Annotated in this window: 23 protein-coding genes; 12 read left to right on the forward strand and 11 right to left on the reverse strand. The window is 63.3% G+C overall.

Annotation, left to right across the window (positions count from 1 at the left end):
* Positions 1–255 precede the first annotated feature (255 nt).
* Positions 256–2,067: an adenine deaminase gene (gene ade / locus NKH71_RS09425; RefSeq protein WP_031193529.1), complete on the forward strand. Its 1,812-nt coding sequence runs from the start codon at positions 256–258 to the stop codon at positions 2,065–2,067.
* Positions 2,068–2,086: 19 nt separating this feature from the next.
* Here ade and NKH71_RS09430 read toward each other — a convergent pair whose 3' ends face one another.
* The 3 genes from NKH71_RS09430 to NKH71_RS09440 form a co-directional block, all read right to left on the reverse strand.
* Positions 2,087–3,250 (reverse strand): alpha/beta hydrolase, encoded by a 1,164-nt coding sequence (locus NKH71_RS09430; protein WP_352495838.1) that lies wholly within the window; start codon positions 3,248–3,250, stop codon positions 2,087–2,089.
* 131 nt (positions 3,251–3,381) lie between these two features.
* Positions 3,382–4,455, reverse strand: coding sequence for an alpha/beta hydrolase (locus NKH71_RS09435; protein ID WP_352481136.1), 1,074 nt, complete (start codon positions 4,453–4,455; stop codon positions 3,382–3,384).
* 103 nt (positions 4,456–4,558) lie between these two features.
* A complete protein-coding gene (locus NKH71_RS09440; RefSeq protein WP_352481134.1) occupies positions 4,559–5,968 on the reverse strand; it encodes a hypothetical protein in 1,410 nt (469 codons plus the stop codon).
* A gap of 126 nt (positions 5,969–6,094) precedes the next feature.
* Here NKH71_RS09440 and ilvA point away from each other — a divergent pair, with 126 nt between their 5' ends.
* Together ilvA and NKH71_RS09450 are read left to right on the forward strand one after the other, a co-directional pair.
* Positions 6,095–7,351 (forward strand): threonine ammonia-lyase IlvA, encoded by a 1,257-nt coding sequence (gene ilvA, locus NKH71_RS09445; protein ID WP_352790683.1) that lies wholly within the window; start codon positions 6,095–6,097, stop codon positions 7,349–7,351.
* Positions 7,348–7,920, forward strand: a complete 573-nt coding sequence (locus NKH71_RS09450) for a DUF1697 domain-containing protein (protein ID WP_352790681.1) — start codon at positions 7,348–7,350, stop codon at positions 7,918–7,920. Before ilvA ends, NKH71_RS09450 begins: the two co-directional genes overlap by 4 nt.
* Before the next feature lie 8 nt (positions 7,921–7,928).
* Here NKH71_RS09450 and NKH71_RS09455 read toward each other — a convergent pair whose 3' ends face one another.
* Together NKH71_RS09455 and gloA are read right to left on the reverse strand one after the other, a co-directional pair.
* Positions 7,929–8,222, reverse strand: a complete 294-nt coding sequence (locus tag NKH71_RS09455) for a DUF2218 domain-containing protein (RefSeq protein WP_352549704.1) — start codon at positions 8,220–8,222, stop codon at positions 7,929–7,931.
* Between the two features lie 168 nt (positions 8,223–8,390).
* On the reverse strand, positions 8,391–8,831 hold the full coding sequence (gene gloA, locus NKH71_RS09460) for a lactoylglutathione lyase (RefSeq protein ID WP_352894805.1): 441 nt from the start codon (positions 8,829–8,831) through the stop codon (positions 8,391–8,393).
* A 216-nt stretch (positions 8,832–9,047) separates the two neighbouring features.
* Between gloA and NKH71_RS09465 the strand changes: the two genes are divergently transcribed.
* The 5 genes from NKH71_RS09465 to NKH71_RS09485 all read left to right on the forward strand — a co-directional run bounded on the left by NKH71_RS09465 (position 9,048) and on the right by NKH71_RS09485 (position 12,095).
* Positions 9,048–9,644 carry a cold-shock protein gene (locus tag NKH71_RS09465; RefSeq protein ID WP_036244259.1) on the forward strand — a complete coding sequence of 199 codons (597 nt, stop codon included), beginning with the start codon at positions 9,048–9,050 and terminating at the stop codon, positions 9,642–9,644.
* 19 nt (positions 9,645–9,663) lie between these two features.
* A complete protein-coding gene (locus tag NKH71_RS09470; RefSeq protein WP_352790677.1) occupies positions 9,664–10,227 on the forward strand; it encodes a DUF192 domain-containing protein in 564 nt (187 codons plus the stop codon).
* Positions 10,228–10,247: 20 nt separating this feature from the next.
* A complete protein-coding gene (locus tag NKH71_RS09475; protein ID WP_352790676.1) occupies positions 10,248–11,015 on the forward strand; it encodes an alpha/beta fold hydrolase in 768 nt (255 codons plus the stop codon).
* A 164-nt stretch (positions 11,016–11,179) separates the two neighbouring features.
* Complete coding sequence (locus NKH71_RS09480; RefSeq protein ID WP_352817533.1) at positions 11,180–11,521, forward strand: hypothetical protein; 342 nt, start codon at positions 11,180–11,182, stop codon at positions 11,519–11,521.
* A gap of 67 nt (positions 11,522–11,588) precedes the next feature.
* Positions 11,589–12,095 carry a GNAT family N-acetyltransferase gene (locus tag NKH71_RS09485; RefSeq protein WP_352790672.1) on the forward strand — a complete coding sequence of 169 codons (507 nt, stop codon included), beginning with the start codon at positions 11,589–11,591 and terminating at the stop codon, positions 12,093–12,095.
* Here NKH71_RS09485 and NKH71_RS09490 read toward each other — a convergent pair.
* Complete coding sequence (locus NKH71_RS09490; protein WP_352495845.1) at positions 12,076–12,696, reverse strand: HD domain-containing protein; 621 nt, start codon at positions 12,694–12,696, stop codon at positions 12,076–12,078. The genes NKH71_RS09485 and NKH71_RS09490 overlap by 20 nt on opposite strands.
* Positions 12,697–12,857: 161 nt before the next feature.
* Between NKH71_RS09490 and cysE the strand changes: the two genes are divergently transcribed.
* Together cysE and NKH71_RS09500 are read left to right on the forward strand one after the other, a co-directional pair.
* Positions 12,858–13,706, forward strand: coding sequence for a serine O-acetyltransferase (cysE, locus tag NKH71_RS09495; RefSeq protein WP_023717455.1), 849 nt, complete (start codon positions 12,858–12,860; stop codon positions 13,704–13,706).
* A 213-nt stretch (positions 13,707–13,919) separates the two neighbouring features.
* Positions 13,920–14,123 (forward strand): DUF3126 family protein, encoded by a 204-nt coding sequence (locus tag NKH71_RS09500; protein ID WP_023674799.1) that lies wholly within the window; start codon positions 13,920–13,922, stop codon positions 14,121–14,123.
* Between the two features lie 223 nt (positions 14,124–14,346).
* Here the strand turns inward: NKH71_RS09500 and NKH71_RS09505 are convergent, their stop codons facing one another.
* Positions 14,347–14,634 (reverse strand): GIY-YIG nuclease family protein, encoded by a 288-nt coding sequence (locus NKH71_RS09505; protein WP_352641180.1) that lies wholly within the window; start codon positions 14,632–14,634, stop codon positions 14,347–14,349.
* Positions 14,635–14,869: 235 nt separating this feature from the next.
* The gene (locus NKH71_RS09510) at positions 14,870–15,601 is read right to left on the reverse strand and encodes a hypothetical protein (RefSeq protein ID WP_352641174.1); all 732 of its coding nucleotides are present in this window, start codon (positions 15,599–15,601) and stop codon (positions 14,870–14,872) included.
* A 116-nt stretch (positions 15,602–15,717) separates the two neighbouring features.
* Between NKH71_RS09510 and NKH71_RS09515 the strand changes: the two genes are divergently transcribed.
* Positions 15,718–16,062: a DUF6949 family protein gene (locus NKH71_RS09515; RefSeq protein ID WP_352894808.1), complete on the forward strand. Its 345-nt coding sequence runs from the start codon at positions 15,718–15,720 to the stop codon at positions 16,060–16,062.
* An 18-nt stretch (positions 16,063–16,080) separates the two neighbouring features.
* The gene (locus NKH71_RS09520; protein ID WP_352894810.1) at positions 16,081–16,608 is read left to right on the forward strand and encodes a gamma carbonic anhydrase family protein; all 528 of its coding nucleotides are present in this window, start codon (positions 16,081–16,083) and stop codon (positions 16,606–16,608) included.
* 130 nt (positions 16,609–16,738) lie between these two features.
* On the opposite strand, the gene NKH71_RS09525 is transcribed toward NKH71_RS09520, so the two are convergent.
* The 3 genes from NKH71_RS09525 to NKH71_RS09535 all read right to left on the reverse strand — a co-directional run bounded on the left by NKH71_RS09525 (position 16,739) and on the right by NKH71_RS09535 (position 18,939).
* Positions 16,739–17,344 carry a transglutaminase-like cysteine peptidase gene (locus tag NKH71_RS09525; protein ID WP_352484541.1) on the reverse strand — a complete coding sequence of 202 codons (606 nt, stop codon included), beginning with the start codon at positions 17,342–17,344 and terminating at the stop codon, positions 16,739–16,741.
* A gap of 222 nt (positions 17,345–17,566) precedes the next feature.
* On the reverse strand, positions 17,567–18,184 hold the full coding sequence (locus tag NKH71_RS09530) for a PilZ domain-containing protein (RefSeq protein WP_352484542.1): 618 nt from the start codon (positions 18,182–18,184) through the stop codon (positions 17,567–17,569).
* Between the two features lie 116 nt (positions 18,185–18,300).
* Positions 18,301–18,939, reverse strand: a complete 639-nt coding sequence (locus tag NKH71_RS09535; protein ID WP_352496722.1) for a PAS domain-containing protein — start codon at positions 18,937–18,939, stop codon at positions 18,301–18,303.
* Positions 18,940–19,020 lie beyond the last annotated feature (81 nt).

The following is a 19,020-nucleotide window of genomic DNA, read 5'->3' on the forward strand; positions in this document are numbered from 1 at the left end:
CGCATCGATCTCCCTCCTTGAGGGGGAGATGGCAAGTTGTGGCAAGAGGGCAGGCCAGGGGGGTCGTCGCGCGTCGAGCGCCAGCCTGTTTTGTTCGCGGTAAAGGTTCGCGTCAGGATGTCCCGACCCCCTCTGTCGCCTTCGGCGACATCTCCCCCTCAAGGGGGGAGATCTGCAACTTCGCCGTCGGCGCTTACTTCCTCGCTGGTCAAAATCCTCGCGGCTTGGCACAGTCGGGCAAAGAGGAGCCTGTTGATGCCGAAGACCGCCAGTGCGACGAAACCAAAACCCTGGGCCGAGATGGCGACGCATCTGGTCGATGTCGCCATGGGCCGCAAACCCGCCGATCTCGTCATCCGCAACGGGCGCTGGGTCAACGTCCATTCGGGCGAGATCATCGCCGGCACCGACATCGCCATTGCCGGCGGCCGCTTCGCCTATTGCGGGCCGAATGCCGGCCATGCCATCGGCCAGGGCACCAAGGTGGTCGATGCCGGCGGCCGCTATCTGGTGCCGGGGCTTTGCGACGCGCATATGCATGTCGAGAGCGGCATGGTGACGGTGACGGAATTCTGCCGCGCGGTGATCCCGCATGGCACCACCTCGATGTTCATCGATCCGCACGAGATCGCCAATGTGCTCGGCCTGCCGGGCGTGCGGCTGATGCATGACGAGGCGGTCGCCATGCCGGTCAACGTGCATGTGCAGATGCCGTCCTGCGTGCCGTCGGCGCCGGGGCTGGAGCATGCCGGCGCCGAGCTGACCGTCGCCGACGTTGCCGAGGCGATGACCTGGGAAAACATTATCGGGCTCGGCGAGGTGATGAATTTCCCCGGCGTCGCCGCCAATGATCCGGTGATGTCGGGCGAGATCGCCGCGACGGTGAGGGCCGGCAAGACCGTCGGCGGGCACTATGCCTCGCGCGATCTCGGCCTGCCGTTCCACGGCTATGTCGCCGGCGGCCCCGAGGACGATCACGAAGGCACGCGCGCCGAGGATGCCATCGCCCGCGTCCGCCAGGGCATGAAGGCAATGCTGCGGCTGGGCTCGGCCTGGTATGACGTCGCCTCGCAGATCAAGGCGGTGACGGAGAGCGGGCTCGACCCGCGCAACTTCATCCTGTGCACCGACGACAGCCATTCCGGTACCCTCGTGCATGAAGGCCATATGGACCGGGTCGTGCGCCACGCCATCAGCCAAGGGCTGAAGCCGGTGACGGCGATCCAGATGGCGACGCTCAACACCGCCCAGCATTTCCGGCTGGAACGCGAGATCGGCTCGATCGCACCTGGACGGCTCGCCGATCTGCTGATCGTCTCCGACCTGGCCGAAATGACCATCGACGAAGTCTATGGCCGCGGCGTCAGGCTGGCCAAGGGCGGCAAGCTCGAAGTCGACATTCCGGCCTATAATTATCCGCGGACGGCGAAGAACACCGTCAAGCTCGGCAAGAAGCTCAAAGCCGGCGATTTCGACATCGCGGCACCCAAGGGCGCCAACGAGGTGCGGGTGCGCGTCATCGGCGTCATCGAGAACCAGGCGCCGACGCGGGCGCTGGAGGCCGATCTTGCGGTGGAGGACGGGCTGGTCGCCATGGACCGCCGCAACGATGTCTGCCAGATCGCGCTGGTCGAGCGCCACAAGGGCACGGGCGGCGTCACCAACGCCTTCGTCTCCGGCTTCGGCTATATCGGCGACTGCGCCATGGCCTCCAGCGTGGCGCACGATGCCCACCACATCATCGTCGTCGGCACCAACAAGCAGGACATGGCTCTGGCCGTGAACCGGCTGGGCGAGGTCGGCGGCGGCGTCGTGCTGTTTTCCAACGGCAAGGAGCTGGCGCTGGTCGAAATGCCGATCGCCGGGCTGATGTCGAACGAGCGGGCGGAAATCGTCGCCGCCAAGGCGGACAAACTCAGCGACGCCATGCGCCAGATGGGCTGCTCACTCAACAACGCCTACATGCAGCACTCGCTGCTGGCGCTGGTCGTCATCCCCGAGCTCAGGATTTCCGACGTCGGCCTGATCGACGTGACGACGTTCCAGAAGGTTGATCTATTCGTCTGAATGCCGCCCGCGCGCCGCTTCACCCGCCGGTGGCGATGGTCAGCACCTTGAACGGCGTGGTGATGACGATCTCGGCGACCGATCCGACGGCCTTGCCGAGGCCCTGTCCGAGATTGTCGAGCTGGGCCGGCGCGGTCTCTTCGGAGGCGAGGCCGGCCGGGGCGCGCAGGCGGTCGCCGAGCAACTGCACCAGGAACGGGTTGTCGGCGAATTTGGCGTGGTTCAGCCGGTCGCCGCCCTTGGTCTTGGTCAGGTCGACCACCGAGACGCCATAGCTGGCGAGGTCGGCTGCATCGCCATAGTCGCCGACGCGCGGCTTGTCGCCGGAGATCAGGGTCGACAGCCTGAGCGCCCGGTCGTCGCCCGAAAGCAGCACGGCGAACGGCTTGTCTGGCTTGCCGTAGCGGATCATCTGCTTCTTGAACACGTCGACGTCGATGTCGGGTGAAGCCAGGATGACGTAGCCGAGCTTGCCGCCGAGGTCGCGGTCGCCGGTGATGGCAAGCTGGCGCAACGCTTCCATGGTCACCCAGGTCCCCATCGAATGGGCAATGATGTCGATGCTCTTGGCGCGGCTCTTGGCAAGCATGCGCAGCGTCGCTTCGAGATCGTCGCGCGCCGCATTGGCGCTTTCCTTGTCGTAGATGTAGCCGGTCGTCTTGCCGCTCGACGCCCACGAAAACAGCACCGGGGTGCCCGGGTATTTGGTGTCGTGCGCGATCTGCGTCAGCCGGTAGATGCCGTCGTCGAAGCCGTTGTTGAAGCCGTGCACGAAAACCAGCGCGCGGTCGCCGCGCATGGCGATGTCGGCGCCGACCGCCTTGGCGAATTGCGGCGCGCCTTCGTAGAAGGTGACGCCGGTCGCCGTGAAATCCTTCGCCGGATTGCTGTTGGCCGAGCCCTTGACCCGTTCGATGGCGCCGACCTGGTGGACCTTGGGAACGGTCACCTCGACGCTGGCAAAGCTGGTGGTCGGCGAGCGGTCTCCGTCGAACACCTGCCGGGGCTCTTTCGTCGCCTTTTGCCGGGTTGTGGCGACGAAGATCTTATGCGTCGCCGCGATATCGGCAGCAGGCACCGTGATCGTCGTCTTGTTGAGCAGATCGTGCGTGTTCTGGCCGGCGCAGCCTGCCAGCGCGAGCGCGAACGCAACGACGAGAAAGATCTTCGAAGGCACGGTCACGCGGGCTCCCGCAAAGGCGACGTCGAGCCGGAGACGTCTTGGCCTATTCGATAGAGGCAGAGGCCGGCACGGTCCAGTTCAAACTGTTCCGATGGTGCGGCATGGTCAACAATCACTGCCGCGCAATGCAGCTATTGTCCGACCGAGGCGATGCGGTCGGTCACCTCGCGGTCGCTGGCAAACCCGTCATCCTCGCGCAGCTTCTGGCCGATCAACTGCACCAATTCCGGGTTGTCGGCGAATTTGGTGTGATTGAAGCGGTCGACGCCCTTGACGCTGGAGAGATCGACGACCGACACGCCATAGCTGGCGAGGTCGGCGGCGTCCTTGTAGTCGCCGACCCGGGGCCGTGCGCCGGCGATCAGGCCGGACAGCCTGAGCGCCCGGTCATCGTCGGAGAGCAGCAGGATGAACGGCTTGTCCGGCTTGCCGTAGCGGCGCATTTGGCTCTTGAACACGTCGACGTCGATGTCGGGCGAGGCCAGCACGACGTCGCCGAGCTTGCCGCCGAGATCGCGGTCGCCGGTGATGGCGAGCTGGCGCAGCGCCTCCATGGTGACCCAGGTCCCCAGCGAATGGGCGACGATGTCGATGCGCCGCGCGCCGGTCTGCGCCAGCATTCTCAGCGTCACTTCCAGCTGGTCGCGGGCAACGCTGGCGCTTTCCTTGTCGTAGACATAGTCGGTGGTCTTGGCGCCCGACGCCCAGGAAAACAGCACCGGCGTGCCGGGATAGCCGGAATCATGGGTGATCTGGGTGACGCGATAGACCGCGGCGTCGAAGCCGGTGTTGTAGCCGTGGACGAAGACCATGACGCGGCCGCCGCGCGCCGCGATGTCGGCGCTGAGCGCACTGGAGAATTTCGGCTGGGTGTCGTAGCCGACGACCTCGGAAGCCATGAAGTATTTGGCCGGATCGTCCGACTTGCCGCGCGAGCGCCGCTCGATCTGGCCTGTCTTGTGGATGCCGGGGACGGTGACGTTGACGCGGGCATAGTTCAGCGTCGCCGAGCGCTCGCCGTCGAAGACCTTGTTGGGATCGTCGGAGCGCTTGCGCGTGGTGGCGATGAAGATCGAGTGGTTGCCGGCGATTTCCGTCACCGGCACCGCCATCATGGCGCTGCCGAGCAGTTCCTCGGTTTGGCGGCCGCCGCAGCCGGCGAGCAGCGCGGCAAGGACAATGATGCAAATCGTCTTCAAGGGCACTTAAGCAATTCCACTCCGGCCTAACCAAAGGCCCATCCACCTCCGCCGCATCTCCCGGACAGCCGAAGTGCGGCGGAAGTAAGTCGCAGGCGCCGAAATGCGCTCAGCGCCGCTCGACTGCCATCGCACTGTTGCGCGAAAGCCAGAACGGCGGCAGGAAGGCCGGAATGTTGGAAAAGGGCAGCACTTCCGGCTTCAGCCTTATGCCGAGCACGTCGGTCATGAAGGCGCGGCGCGCCTCGATGCGGTGCCAGGCTTCGGGATAGCGCGCGGCGATCTCTTCGCGCAGCGCCTCGTCAGCCAGCGCGATGCCGTCCTCGATGTTGGTGGTGAAATAATCGGTGCCGGTCGCCGGGATGATGTCGACCTGCAAGGCCATGCCCGACTTCAATCTGATGTCGGAGCCGGAAAATACCGGCGAATGCATCCATTCGTCGATATGGATGAGATGGCCGGGATTGAGGGACACGCCAAAGAACGGAGCGCCGATGCGGTCGTGCACCGCTTGCCACAACGCGCCGCCGGGAACGCCGATGCCGACCGTCTCGTACCAGTCGACGACGGCACAGAAATAGGGCGCGACCAGCTTCTCGACATAGTCCTGGATGCCCCTTGGAAGCTCGGCCGCGTCCTCGACCAGAAAACCGGCGCGGGCGTTGAGCGAGCCCTGGATGCCGTAGGCCATGGTGATGGGGTCGCCGCGCTCGATGACGTCAAGACGCGGGCTCGGCAGGCCATAGGCCGCACGCCTGCCGGCCGACAGCATCGGATGACAGCATTGCGGCAGGCCGTTGATGCCCATCAGCCGCGCCGCCTGCAATTCGGTCATGCCGGGTTCGATGCCTTGCAGGACATTGCGCAGGCCTTGCGAGGAATAGGTCGCGGCGAATTCGAATGCGGCCAGCTGGTCGGCCTCGTTGATGGCGCGCAGGCCGTCGGCAGGGTTCATCAAAAGGTTCGCCGCGTTGACGATCACGCCCCCCGTTACGGCATTCTTGTCGCCGGCAAGGCTGCGCAAGGTGTCGGCGATGAAGGACGGCAGGTCGAGCGTCGTTTCGCCAAAACCGGCATCGCCGGGGCCGAACGGCTTCCAGCCGATGGCGCCGATGCGCTGGCCGGCCTTCAGGCCGCAATCGACGAGGATGTCGGCCAGCGCTTGCGAGCGGTCGCGCGGCTGCGCCGGCAGCGAAAACGTCTGGTAGAGCACGCGCTCGTACGGCCCGTCGCAGATTTCGGCATAGCCCCAGCCCTCATTGCCGACCAGCAGTTTCGGCGACTTGCCGGGAACGATGACCAGCAGCGTCTCCTCGAAGCGCGGATCGTAGCCGCAGAGATAGGCGACATTGGCCGCATGTTCGCGGTCGCCATAGACGACCAATGCATCGAACCCGCCGCGCGCGACCAGTGCCGCGATGCGGGCCTCATAGGTGGCGCGCGTAACCAGCGGCATCACCGTCGGCTCGCCGAACTCCGGCAGCGACACGGTTTTCCGGGCCACCGATGCGACAGGCATGAACAGACGCTCCTAACGGCCAACGAGGTTTTGGGAACACCCTTTCGGGTGGCCGGACAATGGCTTCGCGAGGCCGGATATGCAATAGCGGGACCGAATTCGGCTAGCCTGTGGGGTGCTCTTGCCATGACCAGTTTCTCCTCTCGCGTCGCTGCCGCCGCTGCCGCGATCCGCGAGATCTTTCCGGAAACGCCGCTGCAGGAAAACGACTACCTGTCGAAGAAGACCGGCGCGCGGGTGCTGCTGAAGCGCGAGGACCTGACGCCGGTGCGCTCCTACAAGATCCGCGGCGCCTTCAACTTCTTCCGCAAGTCGCTCGCCGCCGGCAACAATGCCGAGCTGTTTGTCTGCGCTTCGGCCGGCAATCATGCGCAGGGCTTTGCCTTCGTCTGCCGTCATTTCGGCAAAAAGGGCGTCGTCTTCATGCCGGTGACGACGCCGCAGCAGAAGATCGACAAGACGCGGCTGTTCGGCGGCGAATTCGTCGAGATCAGGCTGGTCGGCGATTTCTTCGACGACTGCTATCGCGCCGCACTCGAATTCACCGAAACTGCCAGCGCACACATGGTGCCGCCTTTCGACCACAAGGACATCATCGAAGGGCAAGCGACCGTCGCCTATGAGATATCAGGCCAGATGCCCGGCGCACGCATGGCTGATATCGTCATGCTGCCGGTCGGCGGCGGTGGCCTGGCCGCCGGCGTCACCCATTATTTCGCCGACCAGCAGCGTGAAACACGCTTCGTCTTTTGCGAGCCGGCAGGCGCCCCGAGCCTGAGCGAGAGCCTCGCCGCCGGAAAGCGGGTAAAGCTCGCCAAGGTCGACAATTTCGTCGACGGCGCGGCGGTGGCCGAGATCGGCCGCGAGCCGCTGCGCCACCTCAGGGAGTTTGCCGCCGACGCAGTGCGGCTGATTCCGGAAAATCGGCTCTGCGCGACCATGATCGAAATGCTCAATGTCGAAGGCGTCGTGCTGGAGCCGGCCGGCGCGCTGGCGATCGATGCGCTCAAGGACTTTTCCAGGAAGGAAATCAGGGGCAAGACCATTGTCGCCGTGGTGTCCGGCGGCAATTTCGATTTCGAGCGGCTGCCGGATGTGAAGGAACGGGCGCTGCGCTTCGAGGGCTTGAAGAAATACTTCATCATCCGTTTTCCGCAGCGGCCCGGCGCGTTGCGCGATTTCCTCGAATTGCTTGGCCCCGACGACGACATCGCCCGCTTCGAATATCTGAAGAAATCGGCGCGCAATTTCGGTTCGGTGCTGATCGGCATCGAAACCAAGGACCGCCGCAATTTCGACCTGCTCAAGGCGAATTTCGACGCCGAGAGCGTCCACTACCAGGACATTACCGACAACGAGACGCTCGCCGGGTTCATCATATGAGCGGCAACGATCTTCCGAGCACTCAGGGAAAGGTTTTTGTCGCGCTGTTTTCCGGCATCAACGTCGGCGGCAACCGCATCGTCAAAAGGGCGGAGCTCAGGTCATTCTTGGAGCAGCTCCGCTTCTCCGATATCGCCACCTATGTGCAGAGCGGCAACGCCGTGTTCCGGTCGCCAGATGGCGATACAGCGATGCTGACCAGGCGGCTGGAAGCGGAATTCGAGAAGAGATGGAGATTCCACTCGCGCATCATGGTGCGCGATCTCGGCTGGCTCGAGCGGCTGGCGGCGGACAATCCCTATCCGGAAGTGGCTGGCGAGCCGACCAAGCTGCACGCCTATGCGCTGGAGCGCCAGCCGACCGCCGAAGAGGTCGCCCGGCTGGCGGAAAAATGCACCGGGCCCGAACGCTTCGAGATCAAGGGCGACGTGCTCTACCTGCATGCGCCCGACGGGCTCGGCAAATCTGTGTTTGCCAATCTCATCCCGCGCGTTCTGAAGGTGCCCGGCACGGCGCGCAACTGGCGCACCGTGCTGATGCTGCTGGAGATGGCCAAGGTCGGCGGCTGATAGGTCGTCTACGCGGCCGGAGCGCGTTTCCAGTCGAATGCCAGCTCCTCACGGAAGGCGAAGCGCTTGATGTGCTCGGCGACGACCGTTTCCAGGCGCTCCAGCGAGCCGGCCTCATCGGTCGTCACCGCAATGTGCAGCACCGCCGGGTCGGCATCGAGAACCGTGCGGCCGAGCGTCAGATCAATGCTGCCGTGGTTCGGGTCGAATTCGACGGGAAACTTGTGCGCCCAATGCTTGCACAGCTGCTGCAAATAGCGGCTGGCATGTTCGGTGGCGACGTCGACATGGCTGGTCGGCATGGATGAATTCTCCTGGAGCCCATTGTGGACTTGGCGAGCGCCTGTTGCATGATGTTGCGCCAGCCTTCGCTGACAGGCGCCACGCCGGTTAGATAGGCGCCTGCCGCGAAAACCAAAGGCCGCGGGACGTACCCGCCCGACGACGTCCGCTCAAGATGGCGTGATCGGCTACCAGCTCCCGGTGTTCTGCATCGAGGCCCAGGGTTCGGCCTTGGGCTTGGCCGCGCCTTTCTGCAACAGCTCGATCGAGATGCCGTCCGGCGATTTGACGAACGCCATATTGCCGTCGCGCGGCGGCCGGTTGATGGGGACGCCATTGTCCATCAGCCGCTGGCAGGTGGCGTAGATGTCGTCGACCTCATAGGCGAGATGACCAAAATTGCGGCCGCCCTTGTAGTCTTCCGGGTCCCAATTGTAGGTCAGCTCGACCAGCGGCGCTTTCTCGCTGATGCCGCTTTGCTCGTCTTGGGGCGCGGCGAGGAAGATCAGCGTGTAGCGGCCCTGCTCGTTTTCGTGGCGGCGCACTTCCTTCAGGCCAAGCTTGTTGCAGTAGAAATCGAGCGAAGCATCGATGTCGGCGACGCGGACCATGGTGTGCAGATAGCGCATGGATTTCCTCCGTATGTTGCGTTGCGGCGCAACATAAGGGCGGCCCGGCCAAAGGGCAATTGGCCACGCTTGCCGGCGCCGGCAAACGACAAATCCGCTATTCCTGTACGGAACCGTGAAAAAAGGCACGTCAGGTCTTGCACACACCGGAAGCCGCGGTGTTAATCTGGCGTCAAGAATCAGTTGCGGTGTTTCTTGAAAAAAGGGGGCGTTCTTATGGGGGAAAAGGCCTCTTTCATGGGGCGGGACGGGGCCGGTAACGATGCGTTGAAGCGGGATGAGAGCGCCGATACGGCCGATCTCGTCGAAATCGCCGGCGCCATCAAATGGTTCGACGTGGCCAAGGGCTACGGTTTCATCCTTCCCGATGATGGTTCTTCGGGCGACATCCTCCTCCATGTGACGTGCCTTCGAAAGGACGGTTTTCAGACCGCCCTGGAAGGCGCCCGTGTCGTCTGCCTGGTCAAGCAGGGCGAGCGCGGGCTGCAGGCTTTCCGCGTGCTCTCGATGGATGTCACCACAGCGGTGCATCCGGCAGAGCTGCAGGAGCAGCGCACCCATGTCGCAGTGACGCCGGAAAGCGGTCTCGAACGGGCGCTGGTGAAATGGTTCAATCGCACCAAGGGGTTCGGCTTTCTGACCCGGGGCGAGGGCACCGAGGACATTTTCGTCCACATGGAGACGCTGCGCCGCTACGGCATCACCGAACTCCGTCCGGGCCAGGTGGTGCTGGTCCGCTTCGGACGCGGCGACAAAGGCCTTATGGCTGCCGAAATTCACCCCGATATGGGTACCTTGCCGGTCTCGCATTAGTTCCGGCCGAGGATTTCATATGGCTCACAGGAACCGGCTGACGGCGGGCGCGCTCTACGCCGGGATTTTCCTCATCGTCGCCACAAGCGCCTTCTTCTATTTTCAGCAACCGAGTTCGGCCGACGGCAAGGCGATGATCCTTCCGGTCGACCCGGCGCCGCTGGTCGCGGTGACGAAGGCCGGCGAGCGTTCTTTTTCCGTCGAAATCGCCGACACGCCCGCCGAGCGCGAGGCCGGCCTGATGTTCCGCCGCCACATGGCCGACAATCACGGCATGCTGTTCGTCTTCGGTGCGCCGCAGGATGTGAGTTTCTGGATGAAGAACACGCCGCTGCGGCTCGACCTGATCTTCGTCGGCCAGGACGGCCGGATCCGGGCGATCAAGCAAGGCGAGCCGCAGTCGGAGGCGATCATCTCGCCGGACGAACCGGTGCGCTTCGTGCTCGAGCTCAAGGCAGGAACCGCCGCCAAAAAGGGCATCAAGGACGGCGACCTGCTGCGCCATCCGGCCATCGGCACGGCGCCGGGGCCGGCCATGCCGCCGCCCGACAAGGGCGATGCGCCGAATGTCGATTCCGACTGAACAGGCAGGATCTTCGGCCGATGCAGTTCTTCTCCCATGACGGTTTCGACCTTGCTTTCCTTGACCGCCAGCCGGCATCGGGGCAGGGCGATCCCGTGCTGATGATCCACGGCTTTGCCTCGAGCCATTACGTCAACTGGGTGTCGCCCGGCTGGTTCAAGACGCTGAACGATGCCGGCTACCGTGCGATTGCCTTCGACAATCGCGGCCATGGCTCGTCGTCGAAAAGCTATGACGAAGCAGACTACACGCCGGCAAAAATGGCGTCCGACGCGGCAGTGCTTTTGAACCATCTTGGCATCGAACGCGCCCATGTCATGGGTTATTCGATGGGCGCGCGCATATCGGCCTTCCTGGCGCTCTCCGAGCCGGACAAGGTGGCGACGCTGGTCTTCGGCGGTCTCGGCATCGGCATGGTCGACGGCGTCGGCGACTGGGATCCGATAGCCGACGCCCTCTTGGCCGAGGATCCCGCAGGCACCAGCGACCCGCGCGGCCGCTCGTTCCGCGCCTTCGCCGACCAGACCCGCAGCGATCGCCGGGCGCTCGCCGCCTGCATCGCCACCTCACGCGAATTGCTGAGCGAGGCCGACATTGCCCGCATTGCCCAGCCGACCTTGATTGCGGTGGGAACCAAGGACGACATCGGCGGCTCGCCGGATGAACTCGCTGCCTTGATGCCGAACGCCAGGGCATTTCATATCGAAGGCCGCGACCACATGCTGGCGGTCGGCGACAAATCCTTCAAGCAGCGTGTGCTGGAGTTTTATGCAGAGCATCCACTTTGATGGATGGCTCCCAAAAGCGGCCATCGGGCCTGAAGCTGGGTTCTTAGCGGTTTTGCAACGATACAGCAGTAAATAAGCGCGACGTGTGGATCGGTTCAAACCCGCCACGCGCTGAACGAGGGCAGGGGGGTACGATGGCACAATGGGGAAGAAGCGACGCCGCTTTGCCGGGCGTCGTTGCGAAAAGCAGGTTCGGCGAATGGTCCGTTGTTCTAGCGCTGGCCGCATTGGCGACAGGGGCGATTGCGATCACCGCGTTGATAGCAATGCCGAGCGACGCCTCCCCAGTGCTCCAGAACAGTGCGACGGGCTTCTTCGCTGCGGTATTTTTTCTGGCCGGCCCTTTGGCACATCTTATCGGCGTGGTCTTCGGCTTGATGGCCGTGGGTCGCCCAGACGACAATCGTGTGCTCGGCCTGGCCGGCATCGTCGTCAATGGCGCGTCGCTTGCGGCCGGGGTGTTCATGCTGTGGGCAATGGCATCGACTTTTGGCGCATTCACCTGATCTCGGCAAACCTCCGGCAGGCAAGCGACCGACGCGACCCCTCAGCTTCAAATCTGCGCGAGTTGCCATGGTCGATCTTCTCGTCACCTATCTGGAGATGACCGGGCCGCCGTTCGGCGGCGGCTTTGCCGCTCCCGAACCGGGCGCGGCGGTGGTGCGCGAAACGCTTGGCGTCGCTGATTACATCAGCCTGTACCGCGCTGTTGGCGAGCCTGTACAATGGGATCAGCGGCTGCGCATGCCCTTGGGCGACCTCGAGCGCCTTCTCGCCAGTCCATCGACGCATATCTATGTCGATGGCGAAGCAGCCGGCCTGTGCGAATTCACGGGCGTCGGCCAGCCGGTTGTCGAATTGGCCCATTTCGGGGTCGTTCCGGCTCTTCAGGGCCGCAAGCTTGGGCCATACCTGCTCGACCGGGCGCTGCGCGCCGTCTGGTCGCATGAACCTGAAAGGGTCTGGCTGCACACCGACACTCACGATCATCCGGGCGCGCGATCTGTCTACGGGCGAGCCGGTTTCAAGGCCTATGCGCAGCGCATGGAGACGTTTCCGTTTAGGATTTGTCTGGGCTGAGGTTATCGCCAAGCGCCCTGAGCGAGCGCGCCATGTTTTGCCGGGCCTGGGTTTCGAAGCGCCGGCGGAATTCCTCGCTATGGAAGATATGCGGACGCGCGAGGAAGCCCTTTAGGACAGCGGCACGGCCGGCCCGCCACATCGGCTCATCGACCCACTGATATTCGCGGCGAACCGCCTGTTCGTAAGCGTCGAACACGTCAGGCGCAGCACCCAGGATCGCCAGGTCCATGTCGAGGAACAGCGCCGCGTCACGAACGGAATGCTGGTCGCCAAGGGACGGCAATTCGTGGCCGGCGGTGGCAGTGATCATCGCCGCGATGCGACGGATGCGTTGTGCATCGGCGCGGCCGGCGAGCTTTGTCTCGGCAAGTGCGGCACTCCTCGCCTCATTGTCCTTGGCGCGGCCGTCGTAGATCGCGTCGTGGAACCAGATCGCCGCTTCGACTGCTTCAGGATCATGCAGCAATGCCTTGTAATCGTTGGCTAGCGCCAGCATCGCCTCGATGTGGCCAAGGTCGTGGTAGTGGCGATCCGCGGCGTCATACAGCGCGGAAAGCTCGCGCTTCAGGGTCTCGTCCATCAAGGTTGCGTTTTCCATGGCTGCTTGAAATTCCGCCAACCAAATCCATTTGACGAAGCACTAAGGAAAATTGAGTTCACCCGTGCTATGATCTGGCTTATAGGTGCGGCCGGAGAATAGGCAAGCCGCCAAGCCGAGACATTGGATGGCCTGAGACATTGGATGGCCGGAGACATCAGATGAACAGCGTTACGATTTCCCGTCCCACCAGGGTGCAGCCGGTAGATCCGATCTGGCGTTCGATCCGCGATGAAGCAATGGAAGCGGTCAACCGCGATCCGCTGCTGGCGGCGTTCCTCTATTCGACCATCCTCAATCAGGAAAACCTGGAAGAAGCGGTTATCCACCGGTTGGCCGAGCGCCTCGCTCACCAGGACATCGGCTCCGACCTCATCCGCCAGACATTCAAGGCGATGGCGGCCGACGACAAGGACTGGTCGACGACGGTGCGCGTCGACATCCAGGCCTATTACGACCGCGATCCGGCCTGCGACCGCTTCATCATGCCGGTGCTCTACTTCAAGGGTTTTCATGCCATCCAGACGCACCGGCTGGCGCATTGGCTGTGGAACCAGGGCCGCCAGGATTTCGCGCTGTATTTGCAGAGCCGATCGTCCTCGGTGTTCCAGACCGACATCAATCCGGCCGCCCGCATCGGCAAGGGCATCTTCCTCGACCACGCCACCGGCCTCGTCGTCGGCCAGACGGCGGTGATCGAGGACGACGTGTCGATCCTGCACGGCGTCACGCTGGGCGGCACCGGCAAGGCCGGCGGCGACCGTCATCCCAAGATCCGCTATGGCGTGCTGATTGGCGCCGGCGCCAAGATCCTCGGCAACATCGAGATCGGCCATTGCTCCAAGATCGCGGCCGGCTCGGTGGTGCTGTCGCCGGTGCCGCACAACAAGACGGTTGCCGGCGTGCCGGCCCGCGTCGTCGGCGAGACCGGCTGCGACCAGCCTTCGCGGCAGATGGACCAGCTGTTGCCGTCGCAGACGATGGACCACGTCGTCAGCTTCGACATCTGAGCGCTCGAGCAGGGGGCTGAATTCCTGCCCTCTATGCCGGCTTGCCTTTACATGGCCATTGTCGACGTGCCAGAAGCGCGCTCACCAATGCATGTCGCCCAATAGTGCCCAGCTGTTTTGGGATAGCGACATGCATGAAGCAAGATTTAAAGCGCGTCGCATCGATCTCTTCAGACGCGACGCACTTGAGCAAGCGACGATCGGAGAAGACTGTTGAAGCCGGACGAAATCAGAAAGCTGGACGCCTATTTCAAACGCACCTTCCAGAACCCCAAACTCGAAGTGAAGGCGCGGCCGCGCAAGGAAGATTCGGCCGAGGTCTATGTCGGCGACGAGTTCCTCGGCATCGTCTTCAAGGACGAGGACGACGGCGACTATAATTTCTCGATGGCGATCCTCGATATCGATCTGGCCTGAGCCGGGAATTTGGTGCTGGCCGGACCTGCTTGTTGCAGGCGGGACCGCCTGATGGCGGAGCGCAAACCTCGGAGACTGGCTGGAGCATCCCTCCCTTCGTCATCCCAGGGCGGAGCAAGGAGCGAAGCGACGCGGCGCAGACCCTGGGAGCCATGCCGTTACCTCGCGGCAGTGCTCCGCTCTGACCAGAATCGAATGCTTCTTGGCACCGGCTGGGCGTCCTCTACCAACCAGTCCCGCGAAAAAGTTCGAACCACTCTGGATTGGTCTTCTCGATCAGCTCGATCTTCCACCGGCGTGGCCAGCGCTTCAGCGACTTCTCGCGCTGGATGGCGTCGCGAATGTCGAAATGGTCCTCGTACCAGACCAGACGCTGTACGCCGTAGCGGCTGGTGCAGCGCGAGCCTTCGCCAGATTTGTGCTCCGGCATGCGGCGGCCGAGGTCGTTGGTGACACCGATGTAGATCGTGCCGCGCTTCTGGCTTGCAGTCATGTAGGCATAGCCCGTCATGGCTGAAGGGTAGTAGGCATTGTTGCGGATGCAAGCACCGTTCTGAGCCGCTGCATTCTTCGACTGGCGTAACGGCATGGATCCTAGGGTCTCCGCGACGTCGCTTCGCTCCTGCTCCGCCCTAGGATGACGAAGGCGTGGTGGGCCTACAGCCAATCGCAAACCCTGGAGATTGGTAGCCCGATTGGCGGGGCTCCAGCCCACAGCCCTTCAGGGTCGGTCGAAGGATCAAGCCCTACCGCCCTGTCTTCAGCACGCGCGCTGCCTCGCCAGAAATCGCCGCGTCGAGCGCCTGCCAGTCGCCCAGGAATTCCCGGGGGAAGCGGTAGGTAAGGCTGAGATTGTCGCCGACCAGGATGTCGCGTTCGCAGGGCGCCAGCGATTCGTCCGCGCTCGGGCCGCTCAGGCAGCGGGCAACGAACGGATCCTTGCCGGGGCGGTTTGCGACCGCCAGCACTTCGTTGAGATAGCCTGATTTTTCGCTGAAAGCGTAAAGTGTGGTGCCGCCAGGGCCGGGCGTACCCGGCTTGGCGATCAGCGCGCTGTAGATCGGCGCAAAGCGGCCGCTCATGTCGCGCGACATCATCTGCGGCTCGAACGACAGGAAAATGATGTCCTTGCTGGGTCCGGTGTGGTTGAAGTCGTTGCGGGCAACCTCGCTGTAGCCGTCCAGCTCGGGATAGCGCAAATAGAGGTCGAGCCGCGAGGCGATGCCGTCGCGCCGGGCCTGGGCAAAGCGAATGACATTGGCCGGCACGGCGATGATGTTGTTGCCGATGACGACCTTGTGGACCGTGGTGTCGTCGGTGTACCCGGCCATGGCGATCGAGCGGCCGAACCATTTGCCGCCAAGGCTGATCGCCACCGAAAGCAGCGCCAGCGTCGCGAACGCATAAAACACCCGCTTCATCAGCGTCGAATCGACGACGCTGAGTTGCGGGCCCTCTGTGGCGGCTGCCTGCTTCATCGCGATCCTCGTTGCCGTCCCATCGGTGTGCCTGAACGGCACACTCGGCGCGGCACGGCTCTTGCTACGCAGCTTTGCAGGCGACTGTGCGATTTCATGGTAAACGGAGGGTAAAGATGATCCCGGTCGAACAAATCATATTCAGTTTTATGGCTGGGCTGACGGCTTGCGGCCTGGCCGGATCGGCGATGGAACTGGTCGCCGGCCGCAAGCTTGCCTTCGTCCAGCCCTATGTATCGTCGAAGCACATGCTGCGCTCGCTCGCCGCGACGGCTTGCGCCGGGCCGCTGATGTTCGTCAACGAGGCGCTGGACGCCTGGCGCGAGCGTCGCATCTCGGTGCTGGGGCTGATCTCCTGCGGCTGTACGGCGACCGTCTGGGCGCTGGCGCTGGGCATGGTGGTGATCGCCATTGCGTCGTGGGCGGCTTCGCTTCTAGGGTCTGGCACCTTGTCGGTGTGAGACAATCTGGAGACAGCGATGCCGATCTACGCGATTGACGGAAAAGCGCCCACCTTCGAGGACGCCGACAGCAACTGGATCGCGCCCGACGCCACGCTGATCGGCAATATCAGGATCGGCCGCAACGCCGGCTTCTGGTTCGGCGCCGGCGCCCGGGGCCACGACGAGCCGATCGTCATCGGCGCCGACACCAACGTGCAGGAGCATACCATCATGCACACCGACGCCGGCTTTCCGCTAACCGTCGGCCAAGGCTGCACGATCGGCCACCGTGCCTTGCTGCATGGCTGCACGATCGGCGACAACAGCCTGATCGGCATGGGCGCCATCGTGCTGAACGGCGCGAAGATCGGTAACAACTCGCTGGTCGGGGCTGGTGCACTGGTCACCGAAGGCAAGCAATTCCCCGACAATTCGCTGATCGTCGGCTCGCCCGCGCGCGTCGTCAGGACGCTCGACGAGACAGCAATCGCGAGGCTACGCGCCTCGGCCGCGCATTATGTCGCCAATGGGAGGCGGTTCAGGGCGGGGCTGAAGAAGGTCTAGCGCCAGGCAGTGAAGGCCGCCTATCGCAAGCCCAGAAATGGTGGAGCCGGCCCGGGGACGGGGCCGGCTCCTAAACCCGGTCGTTGGGGACGGGGAGGGTGGGGACTCGACCGGGTTTTCCGTCGCGTCCTCAGCGGACGCTGGCGACCGCGTCGGAGCGGCCGTCGTTGATCGTTACCCAGGCGCCGGAATTGCGGTCGGACTGGCGCTTCAGGTAGGTGTAACTGGTCTTGGTCCAGGACAGCACCTTGGGCTGGAGATTGTCGAGGATGAACTCTCCAAGGCTGGTGCGCACGGTCAGCACCGCATGGCCGTCGCCGTTGCGCTGGCGCACCACCGTCATCAGCAGATCGCCGGCCGGCACGCCCATGCTCATCAGTTCGCGGCGCTTTTCCAGCGCATAGTCCTCGCAGTCGCCGAAGCCTTTGGGAAACGACCAGACTTCTTCCTTGCCCCACATTTCCATGTCGGTGCGCGGCGCCACTTTGCTGTTGACCGAATTGTTGATCTTGACGATCGTTGCCCACAGCTTGCGGGTGAGCTCGACCGGTGCCCGGTTCGGCGTCCTCTGATTGCATTCCTGCGGAAGCTGCTGGCACAATTCGTAGTGACCGACCGGCTGCGTGGTGCGACCGCCGGTGTGCATGAAGGCCGGCTCCGCCGCGTTTGCAGTCCCCCAGCCGAAAAGCTGCATCGCTATTGCCGCCAGCAACAGCTTGCCCCTCGTCTTTTTCATTATTCAGTCTCCCCGTTTGAGGAGACAATGACACGGCTGGATTTATTTGACGCAAAAGCGCGAAGTAGACATTAAGTAAAACGCCAGTAGAATAAACATAAAATTGGATGCAATTGAGTATAGAATTATTTAAGGATTCTAGCCGGGTGCATTCCCATGCTTCGTCGCACCGTTCGAACAGCTAGGATGGCGATCCTTCGCGATGGTGCTAAAACTTTCGCGTCAGCCGCGCGGCGAGCTGAATTCGGTGTCGAGCGTTTCCGGCCGCTGGATGACGGCGAACTCGATGGCGACGCCATCTTCGAAATGGCGCACCACCTGGCCGCGCATGGTGCCCAGCGTTACCTGGACGCCGATGGCCGGCTTGACGTCGATCTCGATCGCGGCGCCCGACAGCGACAGATCGATGATGCGGCACTGGTACTGCCGTCCGTCAGCAAGTTGCAGCACGCTCGTCGGGTTGCGCGGTGCCACGCGTTCATGGCGGCGGTCTTCCGGCAGGTCGAGCTCGTGCTTGTTGGCAAGCCAGGTCAGTTGCGCGGCGAGCTTGTCCCTCTTGCGGTCCGACGCGATGACGGTCATCGCAAAGCCATCCTGCAAAGTGCGGGTGATGACGCCCTCGATTCGGCCGATGTGATCGATATAGGCAATGACCTTTTCACCCGGCAGGCCGGCACGCTCGGTGCGCAGTGAAACGTTGCCGGGCGACATGTCGACCACCTGGCAGGGATGTTCGGTGCGGTCTTCCAGCATGAAGCGTCCGTAAATCTTCACGCGGACGCGCTGAAAGTTACGCCTTTCAGCTTGGGACGGCGCATGGTCGACCGCCGCTGACCTCATGACTGCCATACCCCTTCGGCATTCCGCGCATGGATGCGGGGAATTTCAGCGGAAAACTACAACAAAGCAGGTTAACAAAGGGGAAAGCCCGGCGCTGTTGCTTTAAGCTTTGGGCATCATTCCTCGCGTCCGCCGTCGAAGACGACCAGGTGACGGATGCGGCGGGCCTGGCCGAGCGCCGAAATCGTCTCGGGCGGGTCGAATTCCGATGGGGCGAGCGAGGGAACCTCTATCGCCGGCCGGTTCTTCAGGAACATCGGCTCCTTGTCGGGATCGACGACACGGATCGAATCGATCAACGCGTCGAGAACCGGGTCGGCACCCAGCCAGAAGGGCTTTTCAACGGCGCTTATCACACCGAGGCAACGCGGACTCTCGACACCGCCGTCGAGCGGCAGTGCGAGCAGCTCGAACCTGTTGGAACGGCCGTTGCGGCTGAAACCCTCATAGGTGATGAGCACCACCGATTTCAGGTCGAAGACGCCATCGGTCAGCTTCGAAATCAGCCGCTGGTCCTTCTCGCGCCACAGCGAAGGGAATGAAAACCCCTTGAGTTCGCGGCCATAGGCCGCGCAGAGCCTGGTGCCGGCGAGCCGGAACACTGCTTCGCCGCGCGTGTCCTTTTCCAGGATGAACGTGTCGGCCAGCAGCGACTTGATGTCGGCCGGTTCGACTTCCGAGCGTTTCGGGGCAGGGCGTCCGTCACGCAATCGGTTCCAATAATGGAACAGCGTGATCGATCCGGTCTGGTTCATGCTAATGCTGCTCCGCGCATTCTGTCTTCTGATGTCCCATCGGTGAACAGAAGGGCGCCCTCCGAAGACCTACATGCGTTG

Origin of the sequence: Mesorhizobium sp. M0983, assembly GCF_040318975.1 — a bacterium.
Lineage (GTDB): Bacteria > Pseudomonadota > Alphaproteobacteria > Rhizobiales > Rhizobiaceae > Mesorhizobium.